Genomic DNA, 25322 nt, shown 5'->3' on the forward strand with positions numbered 1-25322 from the left:
TCACCTAAATAATTATTTATTACCTTTTTTAATTGAAGTTGTAAGTTTTACTAAACCTTTTTTAGGACCTGGCACGTTACCTTTAACTAAAATTACGTTATTTTCTGCATCAACTTTAACTACTTCTAAGTTTTGCATAGTAACTGTGTTTCCGCCCATACGGCCTGGTAATTCTTTGCCTTTAAATACTTTAGAAGCATCTGAAGCCATACCCATTGAACCAGAGCCTCTGTGGTAATGAGAACCGTGACTCATTGGTCCACGAGAGAAACCGTGGCGTTTAATAGAGCCTTGGAAACCTTTACCTTTTGAAACGCCTGTTGCATCAATAATGTCTCCTGCTTGGAAAGTATCTACAGTGACTTCTTGACCTACCTCGTAAGCTGAAACATCAATGTTTCTGAATTCACGAGTGAAGCGCTTAGGTGCTGTACCTGCTTTTTTAGCATGGCCTTCAGCAGCTTTAGTAGCATATTTGTTAGATTTACGATCTTTTTTATATGCTTGTTTGTCTTCAAAACCGATTTGAACAGCGTTGTAGCCATCTACTTCTTCAGTTTTAGTTTGTAATACTACGTTTTGACTAGCTTCTACTACAGTAACTGGTATTAATTCACCGTTTTCTGCGAATACTTGAGTCATTCCAATTTTTCTTCCTAAGATTCCTTTGGTCATCGAAAGTCGCACCTCCTGTTATTTTAATGAATTATAATTTGATTTCGATGTCTACACCTGATGGTAAGTTTAAGCCCATAAGAGCATCAACTGTTTTTGGTGTAGGGTTAAGAATGTCGATTAAACGTTTATGCGTACGTTGTTCGAATTGTTCACGTGAGTCTTTGTACTTATGAACGGCACGGATTACAGTATAAACTGATTTCTCAGTTGGTAATGGAATCGGACCAGACACTTGAGCTCCTGAACGTTTAGCTGTTTCAACAATTTTCTCTGCTGATTGATCGATCATGCGGTGATCATACGCTTTTAAACGGATACGAATTTTTTGTTTTGCCATAATTTTCCCTCCTTGTTCGTCTACTTTATAGTGATAGACTTCTCCACGAAAACTCTCTTACACACCGCCATGGCAAAGCGGCCGGGTGTGTCAGTAACCTCTCGCTTCATCGCTTCTTAAAGTCCAACATTAGATATGATACATGATTTATTTCTATTAATCAATAGATAACCATATATTTTTTCTAATTTCATCTAACACATACCCAAGTATTATAACGGATTATGTGCTCTTTTTCAATAGGTAAAATTTAAATAGATAATTTGTAATCAAAATGTTATAATATAACAAGCAATTTTAACTAGGTGGTGAAATCATGAAAAGAGGAATTAAATCAGTTTTGCTAGTTCTTTCTATTATATTAGTTGTATCTGAGTTATTATTAGCCATTCCTTTTCTAGGTGGAGGAATCGTTCTTTCAACTGGTTATAATGCTTTGGTACTTAATGGAACGTTATACTTTATTACGACACTTATCCTATTAATAGATAACCAGAATTCTGTTAAAGTAATATTCGTTATTCCATTAATCGGACTAATCGCTAGCTTTGTTGCAATCATTCCTATCATTGGCTGGTTATTACATATCGTAATGGTCGTTTTAATGATCATCTTCTTATTTACGATTATAATTGCGCCAGTATATATCCCATCTAAATATTACAAGACTACTTATAAAAGTTAATATATAAATAGAAAACCACGAGACTTCATTAAATGAAATCTCGTGGCTTTTTTATTATGCATGTACAAATACAAAGTAAGCGACAAAGACGAAGAATAAACCGTACATAATTGGGTGAATTTCTTTATGTCTTTTTGCTACGATCATTGTGATTGGATAGAATATAAATCCGCACGCAATACCTGTTGCAATTGAATATGTTAAAGGCATCATAATCATTGTTAAGAAAGCTGGTACTGCTATCTCAAATTTTTGCCAATCAATTTTACCTAAGTTACTAACCATCAATACACCTACTATAACAAGCGCTGGTGCTGTAACCGCACTTGTAACAACTGCCATTAATGGTGAGAATAATAATGCTGCTAAGAAACAAATACCTGTTACAACACTTGCGAATCCTGTACGTGCACCAACTGCAACACCTGCACTAGATTCTATATAACTTGTTGTAGTTGAAGTACCAAATATTGCACCTACAATTGTTGCTAATGAATCAGAGAATAATGCTTTACCTGCTCTCGGTAATTTATTATCTTTCATTAAACCAGCTTGGTTTGCAACTGCAACTAACGTTCCTGCAGTATCAAAGAAATCTATAAATAAGAAAGTTAAAACGACAATTAAGAATTGTACATTAAATATAGTAGATAAATCACCAAACGCTTCGAATGCTGCACCAAATGTTGGTGATACACTTGGTACTTTGCCTACTATACTATCTGGCATTGCAATTAATCCTGTAATTAATCCCGCAATAGCTGTTAAGACCATTCCGATGAAAATTGCTCCTGGTAATTTTTTAGCCATTAATATAATAGTAATGATAATACCAAATACTGCTAATAGTACTTCTGGATTATGCATTGTTCCAAGTGTAACTAAAGTTGAATCTTCTTTTTTAACAATACCTGCACCTTGTAAACCTACAAAGGTAATAAACAATCCTATACCGGCAGATACAGCCATCTTTAATTCAAATGGTATTGCATTGATAATAACCTCTCGTAAACCACTCATCGTTAATATCGCAAATATAACACCTGAGAATAGTACGCCCGTTAAACCAGTTTGCCATGGAATACCCATTGTAAGCACAACTGTAAACGCGAAAAATGCATTTAATCCCATACCTGGTGCTAAAGCTATCGGGTATTTCGCAATGATACCCATAAATAAACAACCAACTAGTGCTGCTAATGCTGTAGCAACAAACACAGAACCTTGGTCCATTCTCATTGAATCAGGTACATTTTCAACACTTGCCAAACTTAACATTGATGGGTTAACTGCTAATATGTATGCCATAGATAAGAATGTTGTTAAACCACCAAGAATTTCTCTTTTATAATTTGTTCCCAATTCATCAAACTTAAAGTAACGTTTCATCATAAGACTCCTTTATTAATTTCAACACTGTACATTGTATTACTGGGAACATCAAAAATCAATACTTTTTACGAACATTTATATAATTAAATTTATTTATGTTCGTGTTATAGTTCGGTTTTTACGCTTTATAATCCGTGACAGTACGCTTCTAGCCAACTCTATTGCTGCTAAAAGATTAAAAAAACTGAGACATCACACGATGTCCCAGTCTCTATACATATTAAGTTAGAACTTCAATCCTTTTAAAGCATCTTTAAATGGATTGTTTTCTACTTCTTCAGTTTGCATATATTTCTTCATTTCTTTTTTGCCTATTTTGCCTGATTTTCTATTTTTAAGTCTTTCGTCCATATGCTCTTGTGTTTCTGTATGGCCACACACACATCTATAAGTTGCTTTTTTACCTGTTCCATACAGTGTAAGTTTCTTCTTACAGTTTGGACATCTGGCATTTGTTTGTCTTTGTTGATTCTTCTTAGTCTTACATGTTGGATCTTGACACACGAGCATTTGACCATTTTTCGTTTTAACTTTAAGCATAAATTTACCACAAGTCGGACACTCAGTCGTTGTGATATTATCATGCTTGAATTTATCATCACTTTCTTTAATATCCGCAATGATTTCTCTCGTGAAGTTTCTCATTTCATTCATGAATTTATTTTTAGAATAATTTCCTTTTTCGATTTGAGTTAACTTCATTTCCCAATCTGCTGTTAATTCTGGTGATGTCAGTTGTTCAGGTGCTAAGTTTAATAATTGTTTACCTTTAGGCGTAATCTTAATTTTACCTTGCACCGCTTCTATTACATTAGAACTATATAACTTCTCGATGATATCCGCTCTTGTCGCAACTGTTCCGATACCACCTGTTTCATTTAAAGTTTGAGCCATTTTCTTATCTTTAAGTTTAAAGAAATGATGTGGTGATTCCATCGCTTTAAGTAAAGTTCCTTCATTGAAATACGCAGGCGGTTCTGTATCTTTACTAACGACATTCACTTTTTGTATGTTCACATGCTGCTGTTCTTCAAAAGGCAAAGCTTTCACATGCGTCTTTTCTTCATATAGTTCTTTAAAGCCTAATTCAACTGCTACTTCTTGTGTCAGTTTAAAAGTTTCCCCTTCACATGTTAATGTCACAGTTGTTTCTTCATATTGATATGGTGGTAATAATACTTCTAAAAATCTTTCAGCCACTAGCATATAAATTTTCTGTTCTCTAGGAGATAACTGATCAAAGTTAGGTCTCACTTCTGTTGGTACAATCGCATGGTGGTCTGAAACTTTCTTATTATCAACAAAATGTTTACCCGCTCTAATTGGTTTTTTAAGCAATGGTACAGCATGTGATTTAAGTGGTGTAGCACTTAATGATGATACGCGTTCTTTCAGAGAAGAAACCATATCATCTGTTAAGTAGTTAGAATCTGTTCTAGGATAAGTCAGTACTTTATGTTGTTCGTACAATGCTTGCATTGTATTCAACGTTTCTTTCGCACTCATTTTATAACGTTGATAAGCTGTTTGTTGCAAACTTGTAAGATCGTATAACTTTTGAGGATACTTTGTTTTTTTCTTCTTCGTGATATTTTGGATAATACCCTTTTTATTTTGAACTTTTTGTTTAACTTGCTCTATTAAATCAGCATCAAATGTTTTATCTCCACTCTTACTCAACCATTTAAATTTATAACCTTCTACTTCAATATTCATCTGATAATACTTTTCAGGTTTAAATGATTGAATTTCTTGTTGTCTCATTTGTACAAGATTTAAAGTTGGTGTTTGTACACGACCACATGATAATTGCGCGTCATATTTCGTTGTTAAAGCTCTAGTCGCATTTATACCAACAATCCAATCCGCTTCACTTCTACATAATGCGGCTTGATATAAATTGTTGTATGCTTCACCAGGTTTTAAATTTTGAAAGCCTGCTTTAATTGCTTTTTCAGTAACTGAACTGATCCATAATCGCTTAATTTGCTTTTTAACTTTTGCTTTTTCAATAATTAATCTTGCAACAAGTTCACCTTCCCTACCAGCATCTGTCGCAATAATAATTGAATTCACATCGTCTCGCTTCATCAAATGTTGAACCGTGTTAAATTGGCTTCTTGTTTTCTTAATTACAACATGTTTCATATAGTCAGGAATAATTGGTAAGACATTTAAATTCCATTCTTTAAATTTCTTGTCGTACTCTTCAGGCGTAGCATTCGTTACAAGATGTCCTAATGCCCAAGTAACGATATAATTTTTATTTTCAAAGTAACCTTTCTTCTGATCATGAATACCTAATGCTTTAGCGATATCACGACCTACTGAAGGTTTTTCTGCAAGAACTAATGCTTTCATTTCTTTTCACCCATTCTTTTTTACATTCGTACTATTATAACATGAATAAAAAGTGTTCTAAAGGCATGAAAAACTTTTATAAATTTTCGATTAATCGTATAATGGAATAAAATAATCGTTGAATATTAAAGGAGTGACTATCATGCAAATACTGCCTCTTAAAGAAATCGATCCGATAGCTTCTTATTTACACGAAAAAAACAGGCAAGAAACTAATTACGTGACACATATACCTCAGTCAATAGAAGAGATTAAGAATGACTTAAGCCATAAATTTGATGAAACCACCTTCTACTATATAGAAGATCATGACACCATTACCGGGATATTAGGATTTGAGCGTATAGATGACGAGACTTCAAATGTATGGGGGCCAATCGTTAATGATACAAATGAGGAAACGTTAAACGCTTTAAAAGAAATATGGGAAACACTTTTAAACGATCATCCAAACATTAAATATTGCCACATTTCGCTACATAAAGATCACATTTTAAATAATAGTAAACTGAAAAGACTACATGCGGGATATGTAGAAACACAATATACATTAGAAATTCAACAACCACCTTTACCAATTGATAAGCAACACCAAATGACGCCATACAGCAAACCTTATTACTATGCCTTTAATAAATTGCATTCCAATAGTTTCAAACATAGTGATATAAGTGCTGATGATATTATAGATTCATTAGATGATAATCATGCACTTTATTTATATATAGCTGAAGGCCTTGTTAAAGGCTATATCTATCTATCCATAGACATACCTGAGAAGTTAGCAACTATTCCTAATTTAGCCTCTCACCATGATTACAGAAAACAAGGCATCGCGTTTCAAATGATTCATTTCGCGACGACAGAAGCGTTTAATCATCAAGATGTCGAAACAGTTCGTATTTATGTAGTTAGTAAAAAGCATGAACAAATACAATTATTATATGAAAAAGTCGGTTTCCACATCGTCAATGAAACACATCATTTTAAATATGTGAGACCATACGATGTTTAACTTTTAAACTAAGTCCCATGAATGTTTATTGAGCATTCATGGGACTTTTTTAACAGTAAAATTACATTGTGAGCTATATGTTTTACAATAAAAAAGTTTCGGGCGTATAATACTTGGGTAGTTTAAATAATACAAATAAATAGAGAAAGCGAGTCTTGTGTATGGAATACCTTATAGCGCTATTACCAGCATTGTTCTGGGGAAGCGTCGTATTAATCAATGTTAAAGTTGGTGGAGGTCCTTATAACCAAATCTTAGGTACAACAATCGGGGCTTTCATCATCGGTTTATGTCTATTCTTCTTTGGTGATGTGCACTTTACATTCACTACAATTATTATCGGTATGATTTCAGGTGCTTTCTGGGCACTTGGACAAGGATTTCAACTTAGAAGTGTAGACTTAATTGGCGTTTCAATAACGATGCCTATATCTACAGGCTTACAATTACTTGGAACAACATTATTCAGTGCTGCATTTTTAGGAGAATGGTCAACAGGTACGCAAGTTGCACTTGGCCTATCAGGTTTAGTGTTACTGATTATCGGTGTAATATTTACATCTGTTCAGAAAAAAGGTTCTGGAAACAGTGGAAATACTAAAAAGCTTGGTAAAGCTATTCCAATATTACTCATCTCTACTGTCGGTTATGTCGTATACGTTGTAATCGGCCAAGTATTCGGTGTTGAAGGTTGGGATGCACTATTTCCACAATCTATAGGTATGGTAATTGGGGGTATCATTTTATCATTCAAACATAAACCTACTGTTAAACATACGTCACTCAACTTATTGCCAGGGATTGTATGGGCATTAGGTAATATGTTCCTATTCATTTCACAACCAAAAGTTGGTGTCGGAACGAGCTTTTCATTCTCACAAATGTTAGTAATCGTTTCTACTTTAGGTGGTATTTACCTATTAGGCGAACAAAAAACAAAACGTCAAATGACATTTATTTGGATAGGTATCGTGTTAATCATTATTGCAGCATTCATTATTGGTGCAGCTAAAGGGTAAACTCAATATATAAAAATAGGAGTGTTTAATATGTATGAAGATTTAAAAGATAAAGTTGTGATTGTCACTGGTGGTAACAGTGGTATTGGTAAAGCAACTGCTGAACGATTTGGTAAAGAAGGATCAAAAGTTGTTATTGGATATTTAGATCACGTTGAAGAAGCTGAAAAAATCGTTCAATCTATTAAAGATTCTGGTGCTGATGCGGTTGCAATTAAAGCAGACGTTTCAGTCGAGGCAGATATCAAGAACTTGATTCAACAAACACACGAAACATTTGGTCGTATAGATGTGTTAATCAATAATGCTGGTTTCGAAAAACCAATTCCATCTCATGAAATGAGTTTAGAAGAATGGTCTAAAGTTATCGATATCAACTTAACAGGTGCTTTTATTGGTAGTAGAGAAGTTATCAATTACTATTTAGAGCATGATATTAAAGGTCAAATCATCAATACTGCAAGTGTGCATGATGTTATTCCTTGGCCAAACTACGTCAATTACGCAGCAAGTAAAGGCGGCTTAAAATTGATGATGGAAACTTTATCTATGGAATACGGTAAAAATGGTATAAGAATTAATAATGTTTCTCCAGGGGCTATTGTTACAGAACATACTCGCGAAAAATTCTCTGACCCTGCAACACGCGAAGAAACATTAGAAATGATTCCACTACATGAAATTGGTGAAGCGGATCAAGTTGCAAATATTAATGCATTCCTAGCTTCAGAACAAGCAAGTTACATTCACGGTACAACAATATATGTTGATGGCGGAATGACAAACTACCCTGCTTTCATGGGCGGTAAAGGTTAATATATAACAAAAAGCGTTTGGATGCGAAATCCAAACGCTTTTTTTGTGTTTAATTAAACAAAGAAAAATTGATATACATATAAAATGACGATTGATATGACAATACTTAAATTAGTAGCCATGCCGACTATAGGTAAGGTCTTATATTTAAATGTAATGGCATAAGACAGTACTGAAACACCTATAGGTAATAACCAACCAATAAGTAACGTCGTTTTGATCATTGGGTCATCAACAGGTAAGAAGAAATGAACAAGTAATCCCATTAATAAACCAAAGCCATAATGAAATGCTAAGTATTTAACAACAATCGGTAAGTATGCTTTTTCGATTTTAAAATTCAAGAATAAACCTAATAAGATCATGGATAATGGCATATTCGCATTTGCAATAATTTCAAAGAAATCTATCGCTTTGTCAGGTACTTTAATGCTCATTATATTTAAGATAAACATAATCATATATGTCATAAGTGGAACGGTCTTTAATAAATTTAAACCCATTCGTTTAAAGTCAAATTGATCGCCACCATCGTTGAAGTAACTACCAACAAAATATGTTACACCGAACATAATGATAGCTGTACCAATGTCTAACATACCAAAGTATAATAAACCATTTTTTGGCCAAATTTGTGCGACTAATGGATATGCAAACAGTCCAATATTAACTGAAGCGGCCATCATGCCCACAGTACCTCTTATTTGATTATTATATTTTTTCTTGAATAACCATATGATTAGTAGCTTTGCTATAATGCCATATAATAGCATTAATATAGGAAGCCATCCTAAAGATAAATCTAAATCAGATCCATTTAAATTTACAATCACTAATGAAGGCAAAGTAACATTTAGTACAAGTGTTGCAAGTACATTACCATCAGAAGCTTTAAAGAATTTAAGCTTCTTTAGAACGTATCCTAAAGCAATTAATAAAATAATCATTATAAATTTTTCTGTCACTTTATCACTTCTCTCATTAAACTCACATTTATCTATATTAACAACAGTTTAACTTCTATGCACACTTTTTGTTTGAAATATTAATAAATTATACTAAAATTAGTTTAGTTATATTTAATAATATCATCAAATCTTACATCAATGACTTTGGCTAAATCTGCTGGATCAAGTTCAATCTGATAGCCACGTTTACCTGCACTTACGATAAACGTAGATAATGATTCTGCATTGATATCAATTACGGTTTGATATGTTTTTTTCATACCAATTGGAGAACAACCACCTCTTACATACCCTGTAACTTTGGTGAGTTGATCAAGTGGTAAGAGTTCTAATTTTTTCTGACCAACAGCTTTACTAGCTTTTTTCATATCAAGATGTTGAACGACTGGAATAACAAAGATGAAATATTCGCGATTCCCATTTGTTAATACAAGCGTCTTATACACTTGATGTTCTGGTTTCTGAATTAATTGCGCAACTTCATGACCATCTAAATGATCTTTTCCTATTTTAAATTCATGAGTATGATAAAATATATTATATTGATCTAAGATGCGCATCGCATTGGTTTTAACTTTTTTCAATTTATCACCTACTTCAAAGCTATTTTATAAAAAGGAGTGTTTAAAATGGATTTAAACCAACAACTTTCTGAACTTAAATATGATTACATACGTATACAAAATGACCTAGAAAAGAGAGAATCTACTGGTCAAGCAACCGACTTACTTGAAAAACAACTTGTCAAAATCGAAGAAGAAATCAGTAAAGTTCGCGCTCAACTTGATCAAGATTAACGAAAGGAAATGACTATGTTAATTCTCATACTTTTATTATTTACCATTATTTATCTTATTATTAGTTACTTAAGTATATACCAACTACATACGATGCTTACGCAAGCTTTAAGATTTATAATGGGACTTATGCTTATTGTCTTTTTAGGCAGTATTGTATTTAGCTTTGCAATGCAAACTTGGTGGATATTAGCTGTATTGGTTTGTCTCGTTATCAATGTTGAAATCACAGCATTTAAATATCGTATTAAAGACCAAAAAGCGATTCAACTACTCAATTATATGTCGATCTTTATATTGATCATATTTGTGATTTTATTATTTATAGTGTTTTAATACCCTAAAGCATATCGACAAAATCTCATTTATGTGAAAAAGCTGAGAATATTTATTTCTCAGCTTTTTTTATTTGTATAAGTGAGCTAGACCTTGCAACCTCTTAGCACCTTCCAATAGTTCGTCATCACTTAACGCTAATGAGATTCTGACATAATTTTGACCATTATCGCCAAATGGTATACCTGGTGCGACTAATATAGAAACCTCTTGTAATAAGTATTCTACAAATGCTTCTCCATCATAATCTGGAGGTGTTTGTAACCAAAGGAATATACCACCTTTCATTGGCTCAAATGGTATACCTACTTCTCTTAATGACGCTTCAAATTGATCTCTTCTCGTCTTAAATATTTCATTTTGTTTAATAAGAAAATCATCACATTCATTTAAAGCGACTGTACTCGCATCTTGTAATGCACCAAACATACCAGCATGTGTGTGCGTTTGGTATTTCTTTAAAGCAGCAATCATTTCTTTGTTACCGACTGCAAAGCCTACTCTGTAACCAGACATGTTATACCCTTTTGATAAGGAAAATATCTCTACAGCTGTTTCTTTAGCCCCTTCCGATTGAAGAATACTCGGATTCTTCTGATCAAATCCGAAAGCACTATATGCAAAGTCATGTATAATATTTGTTTGTGTATCTTTAAATTTAGCAATCGTTTCATCAAAAAACTCAGTATTTGCAACAGAGCCTGTTGGATTATTTGGATAAGTTAAATAAATTAATTTTGTCTTATCTAAGATTTCAGGTTCTATTTCATCCCACTGTGGTAAGTATTGATGTTCAGGCGTTAATTCTAAAGAATATGGTTTAGCACGAGCGAGTAGAACACCTGCTAAATAATCTGTATAGCCTGGATTCGGTAATAACACAAAGTCATTAGGCTCTACGACACAAATCGGTAAACCGACTAAACCATTTTTTGTACCATATAAAATACATACTTCCTCTTCTTTATCTAAATCCACATCATATTGCCTCTTATAAAAATCTACAATCGCTTGTTTAAACGTGTCTTTACCATGAAAAGCACCATATTTCTGATTTTCTGGATTTTGTACAGCTTTTATAAATTCATCTACGATAACTTTTGGCGTTTCACCATCTGGGACACCAACCGCCATATTAATTAACGGTAACGGACCATGTTCAACCTTACGACCCATTGTCTTTCCAAAGTAACTGTCTGGTATTTCTGATAATAGTTTTGATATTGGCACAATAACGACTCCTCGAAATAAAATTCTTCAGACTATTTTTTGTATATGAATATATTCTATCAAAGTATGAAACACGAACAAGTATTTTCTTATTAAATTACTAAGAAATAAATCATAATAGGTATATGGAATGGTTACTCAGGTTGCTTTTATTAGGATAGGCCTCCTTAGTTACAATTCTCTCGACTTTTGTTACTAACGGCGCCAATATATATTTACTACATACAAAAACCCCTCCTTGTCTCATAGACATGGAGGGGTTAATCATCTATTCTATACGTTCTTTCGGTCTTTTAAATATTGCTCGCTTAAATTTCATAATGATTTCATATGAAATTGGCACAACTAATAGTGTTAATAATGTTGAAGAAATCAATCCACCTATTACTGTAATTGCTAATGCTTTTGAAATAAGAACAGAACTTCCGCCACCAAATAATAGTGGTACTAATGCCCCGATTGTCGCAATAGCTGTCATTAAGATAGGTCTTAAACGCGTGCCTGCTGCTTCTATTAATGCTTCTCTTGTAGTCATGCCCGCTTCTTCCATATTAATCACTCTATCTATTAATACAATCGCATTCGTTACAACAATACCAATCAACATTAACATACCAATCATACTTGGTACGGATATTGTCTCTTGTGTAATTAACAGTCCTGCGATTACACCAATAATAGATACTGGTAATGAGAATAATATTGCAAATGGTGCTAATCCACCTTTGAATGTTAATACGATTACTAAATATACGATTAGAATCGCAGCGCCCATCGCAAGCAACAGCTGTTCTATTGCTTCGTTGATATCATCGTTTGTACCGCCAACATTTAATTCAACATCTGTTGGTGTATCAATTTTAGAAACTTTTTGATTAACATCTGTTGTCACTTTAGCAACATCGTCTGCCGTGATTTTCGCATCTACAGAAACAGAAATTTTGTCATTTTCTCTTGTGATTGTATCTGGTGAAGTTGTTTTCTTCAATGTCGCAATATCACTTAGTTTCACATCTTTACCTAATGGAGATGTAATCTTAGTATCTTCTAATTTCTTCTCTGACCAATCAGTTTCTTCTTTTTTAGTCAGTTTAACATCGATAGATTTACCATCATCATTCAATTTAGTAACGACTTTTTCTTGTGTAGTTTGATTAAGCGTCATAGCAATTTGACCTGCAGAAAGTCCTAATTTGCTCGCTTTGTTTTGATCAACTTTCACATCGTATTGCTCATAAGATTTAGAAAGGTTCGAACTTACGTTTTCTACACCTTTAACTTTCTTCATTTCTTTCTCTACATCTTTAACTGTACCTTCTATAGCTTCAGTTGATGGACCTGATACTTTTACAGATACTTCGTTCGCTGTACCGCCAGTAGAGAAATCTTGTTGTTTCCATTCACCTTTATGGTTGAATTTACCGATATGATCCATGACTTCTTTACCGACATTATCCCAGTTAGGCGTATCTTTATCGTATTTAACCATTAAAGCCATGTCATTTTTGGCAGAAGGATTAAATGGATTTTCTCCACCTACACTATATTGAACAAATTCTACGTTTTTATCTTTTGATAAATATTTCTCAGCTTGTTCACCGTTTTTAACAACTTGATCTTCTTTTTCTCCTGGTGAAGGTTTATAAGTTAGTGCTAACATTTTATCTTCACCTGTATCGATAAACGATTTACCGATATAAGGTGTAAATACAAGTGCAATACTTGCGATAACAAGCACAATACTTAATACAATAACGAGCCATTTATGATTCAAATTCCATTTTAAAATACCTTTGTATTTATCCGCTAACCAATGTCCTCTTTCTTTCTTATCTTTCTTAATTCCATTTCTAAAGAAAATGTGTGAAAGTACTGGCACGATTGTTAATGCTATGAGTAGTGAAGCTAATAAACTAAATGCTACTGCTAAAGCAAATGGTCTAAACATTTCTCCAATTTGTCCAGTTACAAAAGCTAACGGTAAGAATACGACAATTGTAACGATTGTTGAAGACATGATTGGAATAAACATTTCTTTCGTCGCACTTGTTATCAGTTTACTACCTTTCAGTTCTTCACCTTTATCCGACATGCGTCGATAAATATTCTCTATAACAACAATGGAGTCATCAATAACACGTCCAATTGCAACTGTTAATGCCCCTAAAGTTAAGATATTTAATGAAACATCCATCGCTTTTAGACCGATGAGTGCCATTAATAATGACATTGGAATAGAAACCATCGCGATAATAGTTGATTTAATATCTCTTAAGAAGAACATAATGATAATAACTGCAACGATAGAACCGATTAAAGCTTTCTCAACCATTGTCGATACTGAGTCTTTAATTGTTGATGCTGTTTCCATCAATTGTACAGATTCTATGTTCTTATGATCTTTCTTATAAGCTTCAAGTTCTTTGTCTACATTATCAACGACATCTACTAAATTGGCATCTGTAGATTTCGTTACTTGAAGAGCTAAAGCATCTTTACCATTTGTTTTAGAAATTGAATCTCGTTTCTTCTCTTGTTTAACATCTGCGATATCAGATAATTTTACAGATGGGATACTTTGAGATGCGCTACTATCACTTGATTCAGAACCCTCTTGACCTTGTTGAGCTTGCTGGCCTTGTTGTGATTGACTTGCTGCACTTTGCTCTCCACCACTTGAAGCACCACCTGTCATAGGTATTTCTAAATCTTTCAGCGCTTTAATTGAAGTGAACCTTCCATCTACGACGATTGATTTCAAATCATCACCAAATGTATATAAACCTAAAGGTGATTCTTTCGTAGCACCGTCGATATATTGAAGCACTTCATCTTCACTCATACCACGTTTCGTTAATTCATTTTGGTCAAATTCTAAATTAACTTCTTCTAAAGTTTGACCAGACAATGATACATTTTGAACGCCGTCTACTTTTTCAAGTTTAGGTATTAAATCTGATTGCATTTGCTTTGTGACTTTTTCAAGATCATCATCTTTATCAGAAATTGAATAACTCACAACTGGGAATGAGTACATAGACATTCTACTCATATCCGGATCTTGAACACCATCAGGTAAATCTAACGCTTCTAGTTTCTTTCTTAATTCAGTCTCAGCTTCATCCATGTCTGTCTGATATGTATATTCTAATGTAATTGCTGAAGCATTTTCTAAAGACTGACTTGTTACATTTTGTACACCTTCTAGATTTTGAACTTCTTTTTCAACTGGTTCTGTTACATTGTCTAGTACACTTTCAGGTGTTGCACCTGGATATGGCGTCGTAATTGTTATAACAGGTGTTGTAATATCCGGTAATAACTCTAGTTTCATTTTAAACGCTGAATATATGCCGCCAAGCAAAATAATAATTGTCATAAGCAAAATAGCAAATTTATTATTCAGCGAGAACTTGATCATTTTTTGAACCACTCAACTTCCCCCTAATTTATGATTTGTAAATAATTGTATAATAATTTAACGCTGAAACATACCTTATACATAAAGAAAGCACTAAAATTTTAATAATTTAAAGTTTTAGTGCCTTAATCTTATGTCTAGTTTCTCTTGATTTTCTTTTCGATTTTTCTTTTATAAGTGACTACTGCTGGCTTAACTTTCTCGATTGCAGTGTAAAGTGGTTTATTTAACACATAATCAAATTCACCGATTTTCTCACTTAAATAAGTACCCCAAACTCTCTTGAATGCCCATAATCCATAATGTTCATGGTCTTGGTCTGGATTATTGTCTGTACCACCGAAGTCAAACTTAGTAGCGCCTTTTTCTTTAGCAAAGCGCATCATTTCAATAATCATGCGATGATTCGGTAAAAACTCACGATATTCATTTGATGACGCACCATATAAATAATATGATTTCTTACCTGAGAAGATTAAGATACCGCCAGATAAATACACGCCATCTGGTTTTTTACTTTTTAATTCTTCCATTTCTTGAATACGTTTTTCAAAGTTACCTAATTTTTCATCAGCATCATTTAACTGATTAACGACTTTCTTAGTTTGTCTTCTATTTGCTAATTTTTCTTTCTCTTCAAGTAGTGCATCACGTTCTTTAAATAAGTCTTTTAAGACTGTATCAGGCACAACTTTAACTAAGAATAATTCACAGTCGCCATCTGGATGTAAATGATCATAAATATTCTCAAAGTATGAAACATCTCTTGTTAAGAAATTATCTCTCTCACCAGTTTCTTCCATGATTTTCGCAAAGATTTTTAAGTCGTCACGGTTACCAATAACTAATTCAGTACCTCTTTTTAAAGAGTTTCTAACACGTGAACGGTTTCGTTTATCAAAGCTTTGCATTAAGTCTTCTTCAGGTTGATCGATTTTAGTGATCATCGTCATTCTAGGTTGAATATATTTCTTACTTAATCCATCTTCAAAACCTTTATGTTCAAATCCTAATGAAGTTAAATATTCAAGAACACCTTCAGATTGATCCACTTCTATATCTGGGTCAATTTTAATGGCATAACTTTTCTCATTACGTGCGATTTCTTTAGATAATTCAAAAAGTACTTTAACAGATGTTTCGTCTTTATAATCAACAACAAAACCTCTAGATATGTAACATAATGTATATGGTAGCTTTGGCACTTTCTTAAATAAAAGTTGTGCTACACCTGTTATCTTTTCACCATCGCCCACTGCTATACGACGAGAATACCAACCTGTAAGCTTTTTGGATTCTGCCCACTTTGTAAGTTGCAACATATCACCATTTGGATGTTGCTTTACAAATTCATCATGTTGCTCATGAGTGATATTCATTTTCTTTATCGTCATTTATAAATCTCCTTTTTATCAATTCGTCTTTTAATTATACAATGAAACGTACTATAATTTCACGCAAAAGACCAATATTTGTTATACTTGTCATATAAAACATACAGTTAGGATTGAAATATATGAGACAACTTGTTCTAACGCTTTTTATTATTATAAATATCATACTGATTGCGGTCAGTCTAAATTTTGATAGCACGATTAATTATTTAAGCTATGGTATCATAACTGTTGCCTTCACCTTGCTACTAAGCATCGTCTTTATTCTTGAGAACGCTCGTAAATCTATATTATTTATAGCCATTATAAGCACCTTAATTGCACTCGTGCATTTAGGCATTATTATTCAAAGCGTCTATCTCAGTGTTTATGCAAATTAGCTTTGAATTCGTAACACGCGCCTTTAAATAAAATGCGCGTGTCTTTTTTTATATTTGTTGATGAGAGTGATAATGTCGTGTATTTCTCTTCAACATCCTCTGTAAGTTTAATGACAACATCATCTTCTATAAAGCTTAACTTAATATAATTTTCGCTTTTCTCAATCTCTTTCAATCCATACCATGATTGCCAATTTTGACTTGATTCATGAATATTCTTCACTTGAATCGTCACTTCATCGATTGATAAATCATCATGAAAATTAGCTTTTAAAGATGCTGCTCTTTGTTCATCACTTTCTCCCCACTGAATGATGAATGGTAAATTTAAATCTTGCTTATCATCTAAATATAGTAATTGCCATTTTATCATTGTGCCGTCCGGTTTTGTTCTCGACATTTCAATTGGTCCTACTATATCTAAATCAAATTGCTCTAGATGAGTCTTAACGTTATCGATATTTTGTGTTCTGAGGCAGATCCTTTTAAATCCTTCTTGTACATGCGTATCTTTAAATGTATTCGCAAAGCTTAATCTACCTTCTTCTGTTTGAGCATATGAACGTGCTAAAGCTGCATCAAAGACATCAATCCACTCTATATAATGTAAATCTATATAACTTAATTGATTGTATGTTCCTAATTGCGTATGTTTACCACCTTGGATGGATTGTATATATTGATGTGGAAATTCAATTGATTCTATACCATCTACGTAATGAATAATATGATCAAATTTTAAATTCATGTACATACCCTCCTACTTTTAAGCTGCTCTTTTAAACACTTTACTATTAATGAAGAATAAAATAATCAACAATATTGAAACGATAATGATCGTCAGGACATATGGATATACTTCATGTTCTCCTTTTATACCCACTAATGGTGAAACGATACCACCGAATAGAAATTGAGATAATCCTAATAAACTTGCCGCACTTCCTGCGCCGCCTTTATTGTTAGCCATCGCAATAGAAAAACCTGTCGTACCAATTGCAGATACTGGACTAACGAGTATAAAGAATCCAATCATTAATATCCAAATTGATAAACCATTCATTAATGTGATTGAAACGATAATTACACCTATAATTTGAATCATGCCGAATAAACGCATAAGTACATGTTCGTCATAATAGTCGACTAATTTATTAATAATTTGACCGGACAATATTAATCCAAGTCCATTAAAAGCAAACATACAACTAAAAGCTAATGGTGAAATATGATAGACAGATTGCGTTATGAATGATGAAGCGGATATGTAACTAAATAGCAACGCGTATGTACAACCTTGTATAAATAAAGGCATTAAAAATTTTGGACTTTTGAGTAAATTTTTAAAGTCTATTAGTACTTCACTGATTCTACCTGATGAACGTTCTTCTACTGGTAATGATTCTGTTAATTTTACTGAAGATAAGCTAAACATAATAAAGCCGAATATCGTTAATAAAATAAAGACTACTTTCCAAGTTGAGAACGATAATATAATACCACCCAATACAGGTGCTAAAATAGGTGCTACACCATTAACAAGCATTAATATCGCTAAGAATTTCGTTAAAGCTTTACCTTTATATAAATCACTGGAAATTGCCCGGGAAATAACTGCCCCTGCCCCACCAGTAAAACCTTGTACAAATCGTAATGCCATCATGACGTATATATTAGGTGCAAATACACATAGTATTGAAGCAACTGTATAAACAATTAATGCAACCATGAGTGGTCGTTTACGCCCTATAAAGTCAGATAGTGGCCCGACAAATACTTGTCCAACTGCTAAACCAACCATAAAGAGTGTGAGCGTCAATTGTGTATTTGACGTTGTAGTATCAAAATCACGACTAATTTCTGGTAATGCTGGTAAATACATATCTATTGAAAATGGTCCAAATGCGGTTAATAAACCGAGAATCACGATTAAAAATAATGAAGGCTTTGCCATCTTTTGTTCGTTCATGAAATACGCTCCTTTTATATCTATTACCTAATATTATTGCTTAACAATTTTCAAATAGCAATGTTATATGTGAACACTTATTAAAATACTTTACTTTCAGATAGTCATCCTTCAAAATATATTCAGAAACTTAGAATCGGAGTGGAAACATGAACATTTTTTTAACAGGTGCTACGGGATTTGTAGGTGCAGAGTTAATACAATCACTTGCAAAAGATGCACAAAAGCAATTTTATGTATTATACAGGAGTGAGCAGAAGAAAGATCAATTGCTCAATAAATTAAATCCATCGTATCATTCAAGAATTCACTTTATTAATGGTGACATTACAGAAACATTATGTGGTGTATCTGAAAGTGATATTGAAACGATACCTCAAATAGATAAATTTTATCATTTAGCTGCACTCGTCAAATTTAATTTCGAACTTGCAGATGATCTTTATCAAATCAATTATATCGGTACACAACATGCTTTGGACTTAGCAGAACAAATACAATCAAAGCATTTTTTATATGTCTCAACAGCCTATACGGTTGGTGAACAAGAACGCGGTAACGAAGTACTTCATTCAATCGATTCACCTACAAATAATCCTTATGAAGCGACTAAAATTAAAGCTGAACATATCGTGATGCAAAGAAAAACAATGGCAACATCAATCATACGTCCAGCAATTATAATAGGCGATTCCGTAACAGGAGAAGCAGATTCAAACTTTACGCTGTATGGCTTTATGAAAGCATTAAAAGTCTTCAAAAGACGTGTAGAAAAAAAGAAAGATCATTCAATATATAGACTATTTGGAGATGCAAGTCATACGTCAAATTTCGTACCCGTTGATTATGTTGTACAAGTACTCACAGTGGCATGTGATTATGCAGAAAATCATAAGATTTATCATGCAACCAATCAGAACCCACCATCAAATCACTTTATATTTGAAACAATCAAGAAACACTTAAACTTCCATCAATTAGAAGTTGCACCAATGAGTGAGATAAACACAATAACAGATGAAGAAAGAGTGCTGAATAGTTTTATCGATGTATTTGCACCTTACTTCTCTAAATCTATCAAATTTAATGATGAGAATACGGGAGAAATGCTCAAAAAAGCAAACGAACAAACACTCGTACTTTCAAAAGAAACGTTAGATATGATTATCGGAAAATATTTTATGAAATAATAAGCAAGCTAGGACAATGAGATTGTCCTAGCTTGTTTTTAGATATATTAGAATGTGCTAACTTCCATTATTTCGAATTGTGGTAGTTAGAATGCTGTAACTTCCATTATTCTGAATTGTGGTAATTAGATATGCGCTCACTTAGAGACATTTCTCGGAATTCTGTCACTAACGACGCCTCTTACGGACATTTCTCAGAATTCTGTCCCTAATTTCTAATTTAACCACCTATATAGTTCATATTAATTTTATTTTTCTTTCGTCTTGCTACTGTAGCTGCTGTTCGTTCATCTGAGTATCTGTCATCTCTTATATTCCATAAATACTTTAATGTGCTTAATAATTCTTCGTCTGTCTTACCGCTTCTTAGCTCTGATTTTATATCATATCCATTCTTTTCAGCGAATAAGCAACCATAAAATTTACCGTCAGATGAAATTCTTGCTCGTGTACATGATGAACAAAATGATGCTGATACACTCGTGATCAAACCAAATTGTGCGCCGTTATCTTTATGGCGATAGTATGTTGCAACTTCTCCAAAATAATTGGCGTCCACTGGTTCTACATCATAGGCAGAAGAAATGATTTTTAACATTTCTTTCTTAGTGACGACTTTATCAAAATTCCACCCGTTATCATTACCTACATCCATAAATTCTATAAATCTTACGATAATGTTTTTCTCTTTAAAATGCTCAACAAGTGGTAATATTTCTTGGTCGTTCACCCCTTTTTGGATCACGACATTCACTTTAACTTTTAAACCTATGCTTACTGCATAATCTATTTGATCGAGTATTTGAGAAGCGGATATTTGACGATTATTAATCGATTTAAATAATTCATCATCCATTGCATCTATACTTACATTCACTCTTCGTAGTCCTGCATTGTATAAATTTAATCCATGTTTTTTTAACAACATACCATTTGTCGTTAGTCCGATGTCTTCTATACCTTCTATTTTGTTCAAAGCTTCTACAAGCTCATATAGATTTCGTCTTAGAAGCGGTTCTCCGCCTGTAATTCTAATTTTCTTTACACCAAGTGAGCTGTATAACTTAGATAATCTCGTAATTTCTTCAAAACTCAATAATTCTTCTTTAGGTAAGAAGACGTAATCATCTCCAAAAATTTCTTTTGGCATACAGTAATCACAACGAAAATTACATCGGTCGGTAACGGATATTCTTAAATCTCTAATTGGTCTTCCTAATTTATCTTTGATAGGTTGATGCATCGTAACGCCCCCTCTACCTATACAATCGTTAAGACTCGGCTTTTTCTAAATCTTCAATGTAATTTATATTTTGGTACCAATTAGTTGAATCTTTCACATTTGATACATCTAACCATTGTGAAGGTTTCTTTTCATATATATCTTTCATTCTAAAAGCTTCATGGCCTAACGCTTCTTTAATGTCCGCTTCAACACGATGACTATAAAATGCTAACGTCGGCATTTTTTTAGCATTTGCTTCGTATCCAGCAATGTCTAGCTGTTCTTCCATTACACGCGAAATAAAAAATTGATATAAATGACTAATCGCTTTTTCGGTAATTTTAGGTGTATCGCATGCAATCACAAAATAACATTCCGAATCATGTTTTTGCATAACGCTATAAATCCCACCTAAAGGACCATTATTTTTGTACTTTGATAAATCTACGACAACATCATGGTGATTGAATGAATCTTTCAATTCTTCACTCGTACTAATCACAACTTTTTCAAATAAATTCGTTTGATTTAAAGTTTGAATGATTTTTTCATAAAATACTTCTCCATTAATTGTCGCTAACGCTTTTGGTGAACCGAATCTACTGGACTTACCGCCAGCTAGAACTATTGCTATCATTTTCTCTTTACCCTCCACTAACTGGTGGAATCAATGCAACAACATCTTGGTCTGTTATAACACTTAATTCTTGCACAAATTCCTCATTTACAGCAACTTGAAAAGTTTCATCCTTTAACTCTGGATGCTTCTCAACTAAATATTGCTTAAAGTTTAACACAGAGTAGTCTTGGTTAAGAGTTATTTGCTCTTCATTTATGTTTATTATTTCTTTTAAATGAGCAAAATACAATACTTTCATTATTCACCCTCCATTTGAATAGAAGAATGGTATTGTTTTTGACTGCCTTGCCATTCTTCCCCATCTTCCCATATTTCTTTTTTCCAGATTGGTACGATTTCTTTAATCCTTTCAATCGCATATTCATTCGCTTTATAAGCATCTTGTCTATGCGGTGAAGATACACTGATAACAACAGCTATATCTGAAATTTGTAATTCACCAATTCTATGTGCAATTGCAACTATTGTACCTGGCCATTTTTCTTTAATTTCATCACCTATTTGAGCTAATTTCTTCTCCGCCATTGGGATGTATGCCTCATAAGCTAAGTACTCGGTTTTAATGCCTTTTGTCCATTCTCTAACATGTCCTGTAAAGACAACAACTGCTCCTTGTTTTTCATTGAGTGTCCAGTTTCTGTATTGCTCAGGATTTATTGGATCATTGACGATTTCAAATTGTTTCACTTCTACACCTACTTTTTCAACCAATTTTCAAACCAAACTATAAAGTCTTTCTTTTCTTCAAGTTTAAACGCATCAAACTGATATACAATATTGTGTAATGTTTGTGCTAAATCTTCAGATTGCTTCGTCAAAAGTACTTTTGGAAAATGATCATGCTTAAATCCTTCAATTAATAGCACATCAGGCTCAACAGACAAATCTTCATCTATTATTTGCTGTAGTGACTTCTCTTCATACGTTACTCTCTCTATTAATTGTTTACCCAACACGATACTTTCTTTAGCACCGCTGTTTATAAATGTTAAACTGTCTACCTCTTTATGATTTAAAGAAATTTCGTCTGCACCGTGCCCATGGTGTTTAATTGTAGATACTGTTAATTGCTGAATGCGGCATTCTTTAATTAATTCATTTATTAATGTTGTTTTACCACTATTTTTATAACCAACTATTTGTAAAATTTTCATAGTGTTAATTTACTTTCATATGACTGATGGTCTGTTAATAGAACTTTTACATCGTCACCTTTTTGATAGCCTCTAGTTCCACTAGGTAAAATAATCATACCATTACTTTTAGCAATCGCGACTACCGCATTTGATTTATTAAATCCTGACGGTTCAGCATAAACACCTTGTGAAGTGAATGATAATTTACCTCTAATAAATCTCGTAAATGGGTTGGCTTTTTTAAAGTCTTCATTCAACTTCGCATCTATAATGACTGGGTAAATAGCATCTGCAGACATCATTTTTTGAATGGTTGGCTTAGTAAACAAATGAAATCCTGAGTAACAAGCTGATGGATTCCCTGATAAACCAAACAACATCTTCTCATCTTTGTAAGCAACCGTTGTTACGCTACCTGGTCTCATTTGCACTTTATTAAAGAGCACTGTTGCACCAATTGCATCATACACTTTCGGTAAATAGTCAAAGTCTCCAACTGATACCCCACCTGTTGTAATCACGATATCATCTTGTGACATTGCTTTTTCAACAATATCAATGCACCCTTGTAAGTTATCTTCTTGAATGTTATATGTAGTAGCTTCGATATCAACTTCTTTACATAAAGATTCAATCATTGGACCATTTGAATTTCTAATCTTACCTGGTTCTAATGGATCATTTGGTCCTACTAACTCGCTACCTGTTGCGATGACGGCAACGGTTGGCTTTTTGGATACTTTTACAGTTTGGTAACCAAATGTTGCCAACACTGCAATAACACCACTATTTATACGCTGTCCTTTATGTAAGACGTATTCATTTTCTTTACATTCTTCGCCTTGAAACGCAACATTTTCACCTTCCGTAAATGGTTTACGAATAGTAAATCCTGTTTCTGTTTCCACCGTTTGTTCAAACATTACAACTGCATCTGCACCTTCTGGTATAGGGGCGCCAGTCATAATACGTACCGCTTCTCCACTATTTAAACTCACGCTTGAAGCTGTTCCAGCACCGATATGATCTACAACTTTAAATGATATTCTATTCTCTCCTGTTGCCCCTTTAGAATCAGCACTTTTAATTGCGAACCCATCGTAAGGTGACTTATCAAATCGAGGAATATCGTAAGTTGCTTGAATATCTTCAGCAAGTATATAGTTTAGACTTTCATTTATTGATACTGTTTCTGTCTCTAATTGCTTTACTACTTTGATAACACGTTCAATTGCTTCTTTTACTGGTATAGGTGTTCTCATTTCAACTGCCAATTGTCTACACTCCCTATCAATTTATTTAAACTTACATGTTATAATATCTTTAGAAAGGATGATGATTTTGTCTGAATTTACACATTTTAACGAGCAAGGCCATGCAAAAATGGTCGATGTCTCAGATAAAGAAACAAGCACACGTATCGCAATTGCAAACTCAAGTATTAAAGTAAATCAAACAATCTATGATCAAATAAAAAATGCAACAAATAAAAAAGGCGATGTACTTGGTACAGCACAAATTGCTGGCATTATGGCTGCTAAGAATACAAGCCAATTGATACCTATGTGTCACCCACTTCAATTAACAGGCATCGATATTTCTTATGAATGGGATAAAGATGAACCATACACAATAAATATTTCAGCAACCGTTAAGACGAAAGGTCAAACAGGTGTAGAAATGGAAGCTTTAACTGCTGCAAGTGTTACAGCTTTAACAATATATGATATGTGTAAAGCCGTTGATAAAGGTATGATTATAGGTGAAACATATTTATCTTATAAGACTGGTGGCAAAAACGGCGACTTCAAACGCCAATAGTTATTTATTAAGCTCATGTACTAAATGATTCAATTCTTTAGTTATGAGCTTTTCCATTGCTAATTTAACTGCACCTGTAGAACCCGGTATTGAAATAATAACTTGATGCCCGACTGTACCTGCAATGGCTCTAGAAAGTATGGCTCTCGTACCTACATCTTCTGTATAACTTAAATATCTAAATATCTCACCAAATCCTTCTATTTCTTTATCTAGTAAAGGTTTAATCGCCTCAATCGTCACATCTCTTTGACTAATACCTGTACCGCCAGTTGTAATAATGGCGTCTACATCTTTACTTAACCACTCATTTACTTGTGTTTGAATTTCAGTGACATCATCTTTAACAATTTGATAATGCCCCTCTTTAATTTCAACATTGAGATCTTTCAAATATTGTTGAACAAGTTGTCCACCTTTATCTGTTTCTTTCGTTCTCGTATCACTTACGGTTAATACTGACACATTTATAAGACGATCTATTCTATTAACTACACTCATCGATTTAACTC

26 protein-coding genes are annotated in these 25322 nt (G+C 33.3%); 8 read left to right on the top strand and 18 right to left on the bottom strand.

Going from position 1 to position 25322, the window contains the following annotated elements; genetic code table 11:
- Nucleotides 1-12 precede the first annotated feature (12 nt).
- On the bottom strand, nucleotides 13-675 hold the full coding sequence (gene rplC / locus LQ693_RS03185) for a 50S ribosomal protein L3 (RefSeq protein ID WP_103360707.1): 663 nt from the start codon (nucleotides 673-675) through the stop codon (nucleotides 13-15).
- Nucleotides 676-706: 31 nt separating this feature from the next.
- The gene (gene rpsJ / locus LQ693_RS03190; RefSeq protein WP_016998799.1) at nucleotides 707-1015 is read right to left on the bottom strand and encodes a 30S ribosomal protein S10; all 309 of its coding nucleotides are present in this window, start codon (nucleotides 1013-1015) and stop codon (nucleotides 707-709) included.
- Between the two features lie 316 nt (nucleotides 1016-1331).
- On the opposite strand from rpsJ, the gene LQ693_RS03195 reads away from it, so the two are divergent.
- Nucleotides 1332-1700 (top strand): hypothetical protein, encoded by a 369-nt coding sequence (locus LQ693_RS03195; RefSeq protein ID WP_025906797.1) that lies wholly within the window; start codon nucleotides 1332-1334, stop codon nucleotides 1698-1700.
- Nucleotides 1701-1754: 54 nt separating this feature from the next.
- Here LQ693_RS03195 and LQ693_RS03200 read toward each other — a convergent pair whose 3' ends face one another.
- Nucleotides 1755-3089 carry an NCS2 family permease gene (locus LQ693_RS03200; protein ID WP_025906798.1) on the bottom strand — a complete coding sequence of 445 codons (1335 nt, stop codon included), beginning with the start codon at nucleotides 3087-3089 and terminating at the stop codon, nucleotides 1755-1757.
- Nucleotides 3090-3317: 228 nt separating this feature from the next.
- Entirely contained in the window at nucleotides 3318-5453 is a 2136-nt protein-coding gene (locus tag LQ693_RS03205) for a DNA topoisomerase III (protein WP_103360708.1), read from the bottom strand.
- A gap of 142 nt (nucleotides 5454-5595) precedes the next feature.
- Here LQ693_RS03205 and LQ693_RS03210 point away from each other — a divergent pair, with 142 nt between their 5' ends.
- The 3 genes from LQ693_RS03210 (at nucleotide 5596) to LQ693_RS03220 (ending at nucleotide 8303) form a co-directional block, all read left to right on the top strand.
- Nucleotides 5596-6468, top strand: coding sequence for a GNAT family N-acetyltransferase (locus LQ693_RS03210; RefSeq protein ID WP_119475080.1), 873 nt, complete (start codon nucleotides 5596-5598; stop codon nucleotides 6466-6468).
- A gap of 161 nt (nucleotides 6469-6629) precedes the next feature.
- Nucleotides 6630-7487 (top strand): GRP family sugar transporter, encoded by an 858-nt coding sequence (locus tag LQ693_RS03215; RefSeq protein ID WP_025906801.1) that lies wholly within the window; start codon nucleotides 6630-6632, stop codon nucleotides 7485-7487.
- Nucleotides 7488-7517: 30 nt separating this feature from the next.
- A complete protein-coding gene (locus LQ693_RS03220) occupies nucleotides 7518-8303 on the top strand; it encodes a glucose 1-dehydrogenase (RefSeq protein WP_037589022.1) in 786 nt (261 codons plus the stop codon).
- A gap of 53 nt (nucleotides 8304-8356) precedes the next feature.
- Here the strand turns inward: LQ693_RS03220 and LQ693_RS03225 are convergent, their stop codons facing one another.
- Nucleotides 8357-9268, bottom strand: coding sequence for an AEC family transporter (locus LQ693_RS03225; RefSeq protein WP_049320028.1), 912 nt, complete (start codon nucleotides 9266-9268; stop codon nucleotides 8357-8359).
- A gap of 104 nt (nucleotides 9269-9372) precedes the next feature.
- Nucleotides 9373-9855: a Cys-tRNA(Pro) deacylase gene (gene ybaK, locus LQ693_RS03230; RefSeq protein WP_182476179.1), complete on the bottom strand. Its 483-nt coding sequence runs from the start codon at nucleotides 9853-9855 to the stop codon at nucleotides 9373-9375.
- Between the two features lie 45 nt (nucleotides 9856-9900).
- Between ybaK and LQ693_RS03235 the strand changes: the two genes are divergently transcribed.
- Together LQ693_RS03235 and mspA are read left to right on the top strand one after the other, a co-directional pair.
- Nucleotides 9901-10068, top strand: a complete 168-nt coding sequence (locus tag LQ693_RS03235) for an SE1832 family protein (RefSeq protein ID WP_049320027.1) — start codon at nucleotides 9901-9903, stop codon at nucleotides 10066-10068.
- A 15-nt stretch (nucleotides 10069-10083) separates the two neighbouring features.
- Nucleotides 10084-10404, top strand: a complete 321-nt coding sequence (gene mspA / locus LQ693_RS03240; protein ID WP_025906805.1) for a membrane stabilizing protein MspA — start codon at nucleotides 10084-10086, stop codon at nucleotides 10402-10404.
- Between the two features lie 69 nt (nucleotides 10405-10473).
- On the opposite strand, the gene LQ693_RS03245 is transcribed toward mspA, so the two are convergent.
- The 5 genes from LQ693_RS03245 to LQ693_RS03265 all read right to left on the bottom strand — a co-directional run bounded on the left by LQ693_RS03245 (nucleotide 10474) and on the right by LQ693_RS03265 (nucleotide 18798).
- A complete protein-coding gene (locus LQ693_RS03245) occupies nucleotides 10474-11634 on the bottom strand; it encodes an aminotransferase class I/II-fold pyridoxal phosphate-dependent enzyme (protein ID WP_103360711.1) in 1161 nt (386 codons plus the stop codon).
- A gap of 268 nt (nucleotides 11635-11902) precedes the next feature.
- Nucleotides 11903-15067: an efflux RND transporter permease subunit gene (locus tag LQ693_RS03250; RefSeq protein WP_107565187.1), complete on the bottom strand. Its 3165-nt coding sequence runs from the start codon at nucleotides 15065-15067 to the stop codon at nucleotides 11903-11905.
- 125 nt (nucleotides 15068-15192) lie between these two features.
- Entirely contained in the window at nucleotides 15193-16443 is a 1251-nt protein-coding gene (locus tag LQ693_RS03255; RefSeq protein ID WP_048541317.1) for a lipid II:glycine glycyltransferase FemX, read from the bottom strand.
- Between the two features lie 366 nt (nucleotides 16444-16809).
- Nucleotides 16810-17577 carry a VOC family protein gene (locus LQ693_RS03260; RefSeq protein ID WP_025906809.1) on the bottom strand — a complete coding sequence of 256 codons (768 nt, stop codon included), beginning with the start codon at nucleotides 17575-17577 and terminating at the stop codon, nucleotides 16810-16812.
- Between the two features lie 18 nt (nucleotides 17578-17595).
- Nucleotides 17596-18798, bottom strand: coding sequence for a putative multidrug effflux MFS transporter TcaB (locus LQ693_RS03265; RefSeq protein WP_037560268.1), 1203 nt, complete (start codon nucleotides 18796-18798; stop codon nucleotides 17596-17598).
- A 149-nt stretch (nucleotides 18799-18947) separates the two neighbouring features.
- Here LQ693_RS03265 and LQ693_RS03270 point away from each other — a divergent pair, with 149 nt between their 5' ends.
- Nucleotides 18948-19988: an SDR family oxidoreductase gene (locus LQ693_RS03270; protein WP_103360715.1), complete on the top strand. Its 1041-nt coding sequence runs from the start codon at nucleotides 18948-18950 to the stop codon at nucleotides 19986-19988.
- Nucleotides 19989-20208: 220 nt separating this feature from the next.
- Here the strand turns inward: LQ693_RS03270 and moaA are convergent, their stop codons facing one another.
- The 6 genes from moaA to LQ693_RS03300 are packed head-to-tail and all read right to left on the bottom strand — an operon-like array spanning nucleotide 20209 to nucleotide 24263.
- Nucleotides 20209-21231, bottom strand: coding sequence for a GTP 3',8-cyclase MoaA (gene moaA / locus LQ693_RS03275; RefSeq protein WP_103360716.1), 1023 nt, complete (start codon nucleotides 21229-21231; stop codon nucleotides 20209-20211).
- Between the two features lie 28 nt (nucleotides 21232-21259).
- Nucleotides 21260-21850, bottom strand: coding sequence for a molybdenum cofactor guanylyltransferase MobA (mobA, locus tag LQ693_RS03280; RefSeq protein ID WP_107565184.1), 591 nt, complete (start codon nucleotides 21848-21850; stop codon nucleotides 21260-21262).
- 7 nt (nucleotides 21851-21857) lie between these two features.
- Nucleotides 21858-22091, bottom strand: a complete 234-nt coding sequence (moaD, locus tag LQ693_RS03285) for a molybdopterin converting factor subunit 1 (RefSeq protein ID WP_119494612.1) — start codon at nucleotides 22089-22091, stop codon at nucleotides 21858-21860.
- A complete protein-coding gene (locus tag LQ693_RS03290) occupies nucleotides 22091-22540 on the bottom strand; it encodes a molybdenum cofactor biosynthesis protein MoaE (protein WP_025906813.1) in 450 nt (149 codons plus the stop codon). Before LQ693_RS03290 ends, moaD begins: the two co-directional genes overlap by 1 nt.
- An 8-nt stretch (nucleotides 22541-22548) precedes the next feature.
- Entirely contained in the window at nucleotides 22549-23007 is a 459-nt protein-coding gene (gene mobB / locus LQ693_RS03295) for a molybdopterin-guanine dinucleotide biosynthesis protein B (RefSeq protein ID WP_025906814.1), read from the bottom strand.
- Nucleotides 23004-24263, bottom strand: a complete 1260-nt coding sequence (locus LQ693_RS03300) for a molybdopterin molybdotransferase MoeA (protein WP_103360719.1) — start codon at nucleotides 24261-24263, stop codon at nucleotides 23004-23006. The genes mobB and LQ693_RS03300 overlap by 4 nt, the downstream gene beginning before the upstream one ends.
- Before the next feature lie 67 nt (nucleotides 24264-24330).
- Between LQ693_RS03300 and moaC the strand changes: the two genes are divergently transcribed.
- Nucleotides 24331-24810 (top strand): cyclic pyranopterin monophosphate synthase MoaC, encoded by a 480-nt coding sequence (gene moaC / locus LQ693_RS03305; RefSeq protein ID WP_103360720.1) that lies wholly within the window; start codon nucleotides 24331-24333, stop codon nucleotides 24808-24810.
- On the opposite strand, the gene LQ693_RS03310 is transcribed toward moaC, so the two are convergent.
- Nucleotides 24811-25311, bottom strand: a complete 501-nt coding sequence (locus LQ693_RS03310) for a MogA/MoaB family molybdenum cofactor biosynthesis protein (protein ID WP_037560270.1) — start codon at nucleotides 25309-25311, stop codon at nucleotides 24811-24813.
- Between the last annotated feature and the right edge of the window lie 11 nt (nucleotides 25312-25322).

This window comes from Mammaliicoccus sp. B-M6 (assembly GCF_022386965.1).
Lineage (GTDB): Bacteria > Bacillota > Bacilli > Staphylococcales > Staphylococcaceae > Mammaliicoccus > Mammaliicoccus sciuri_A.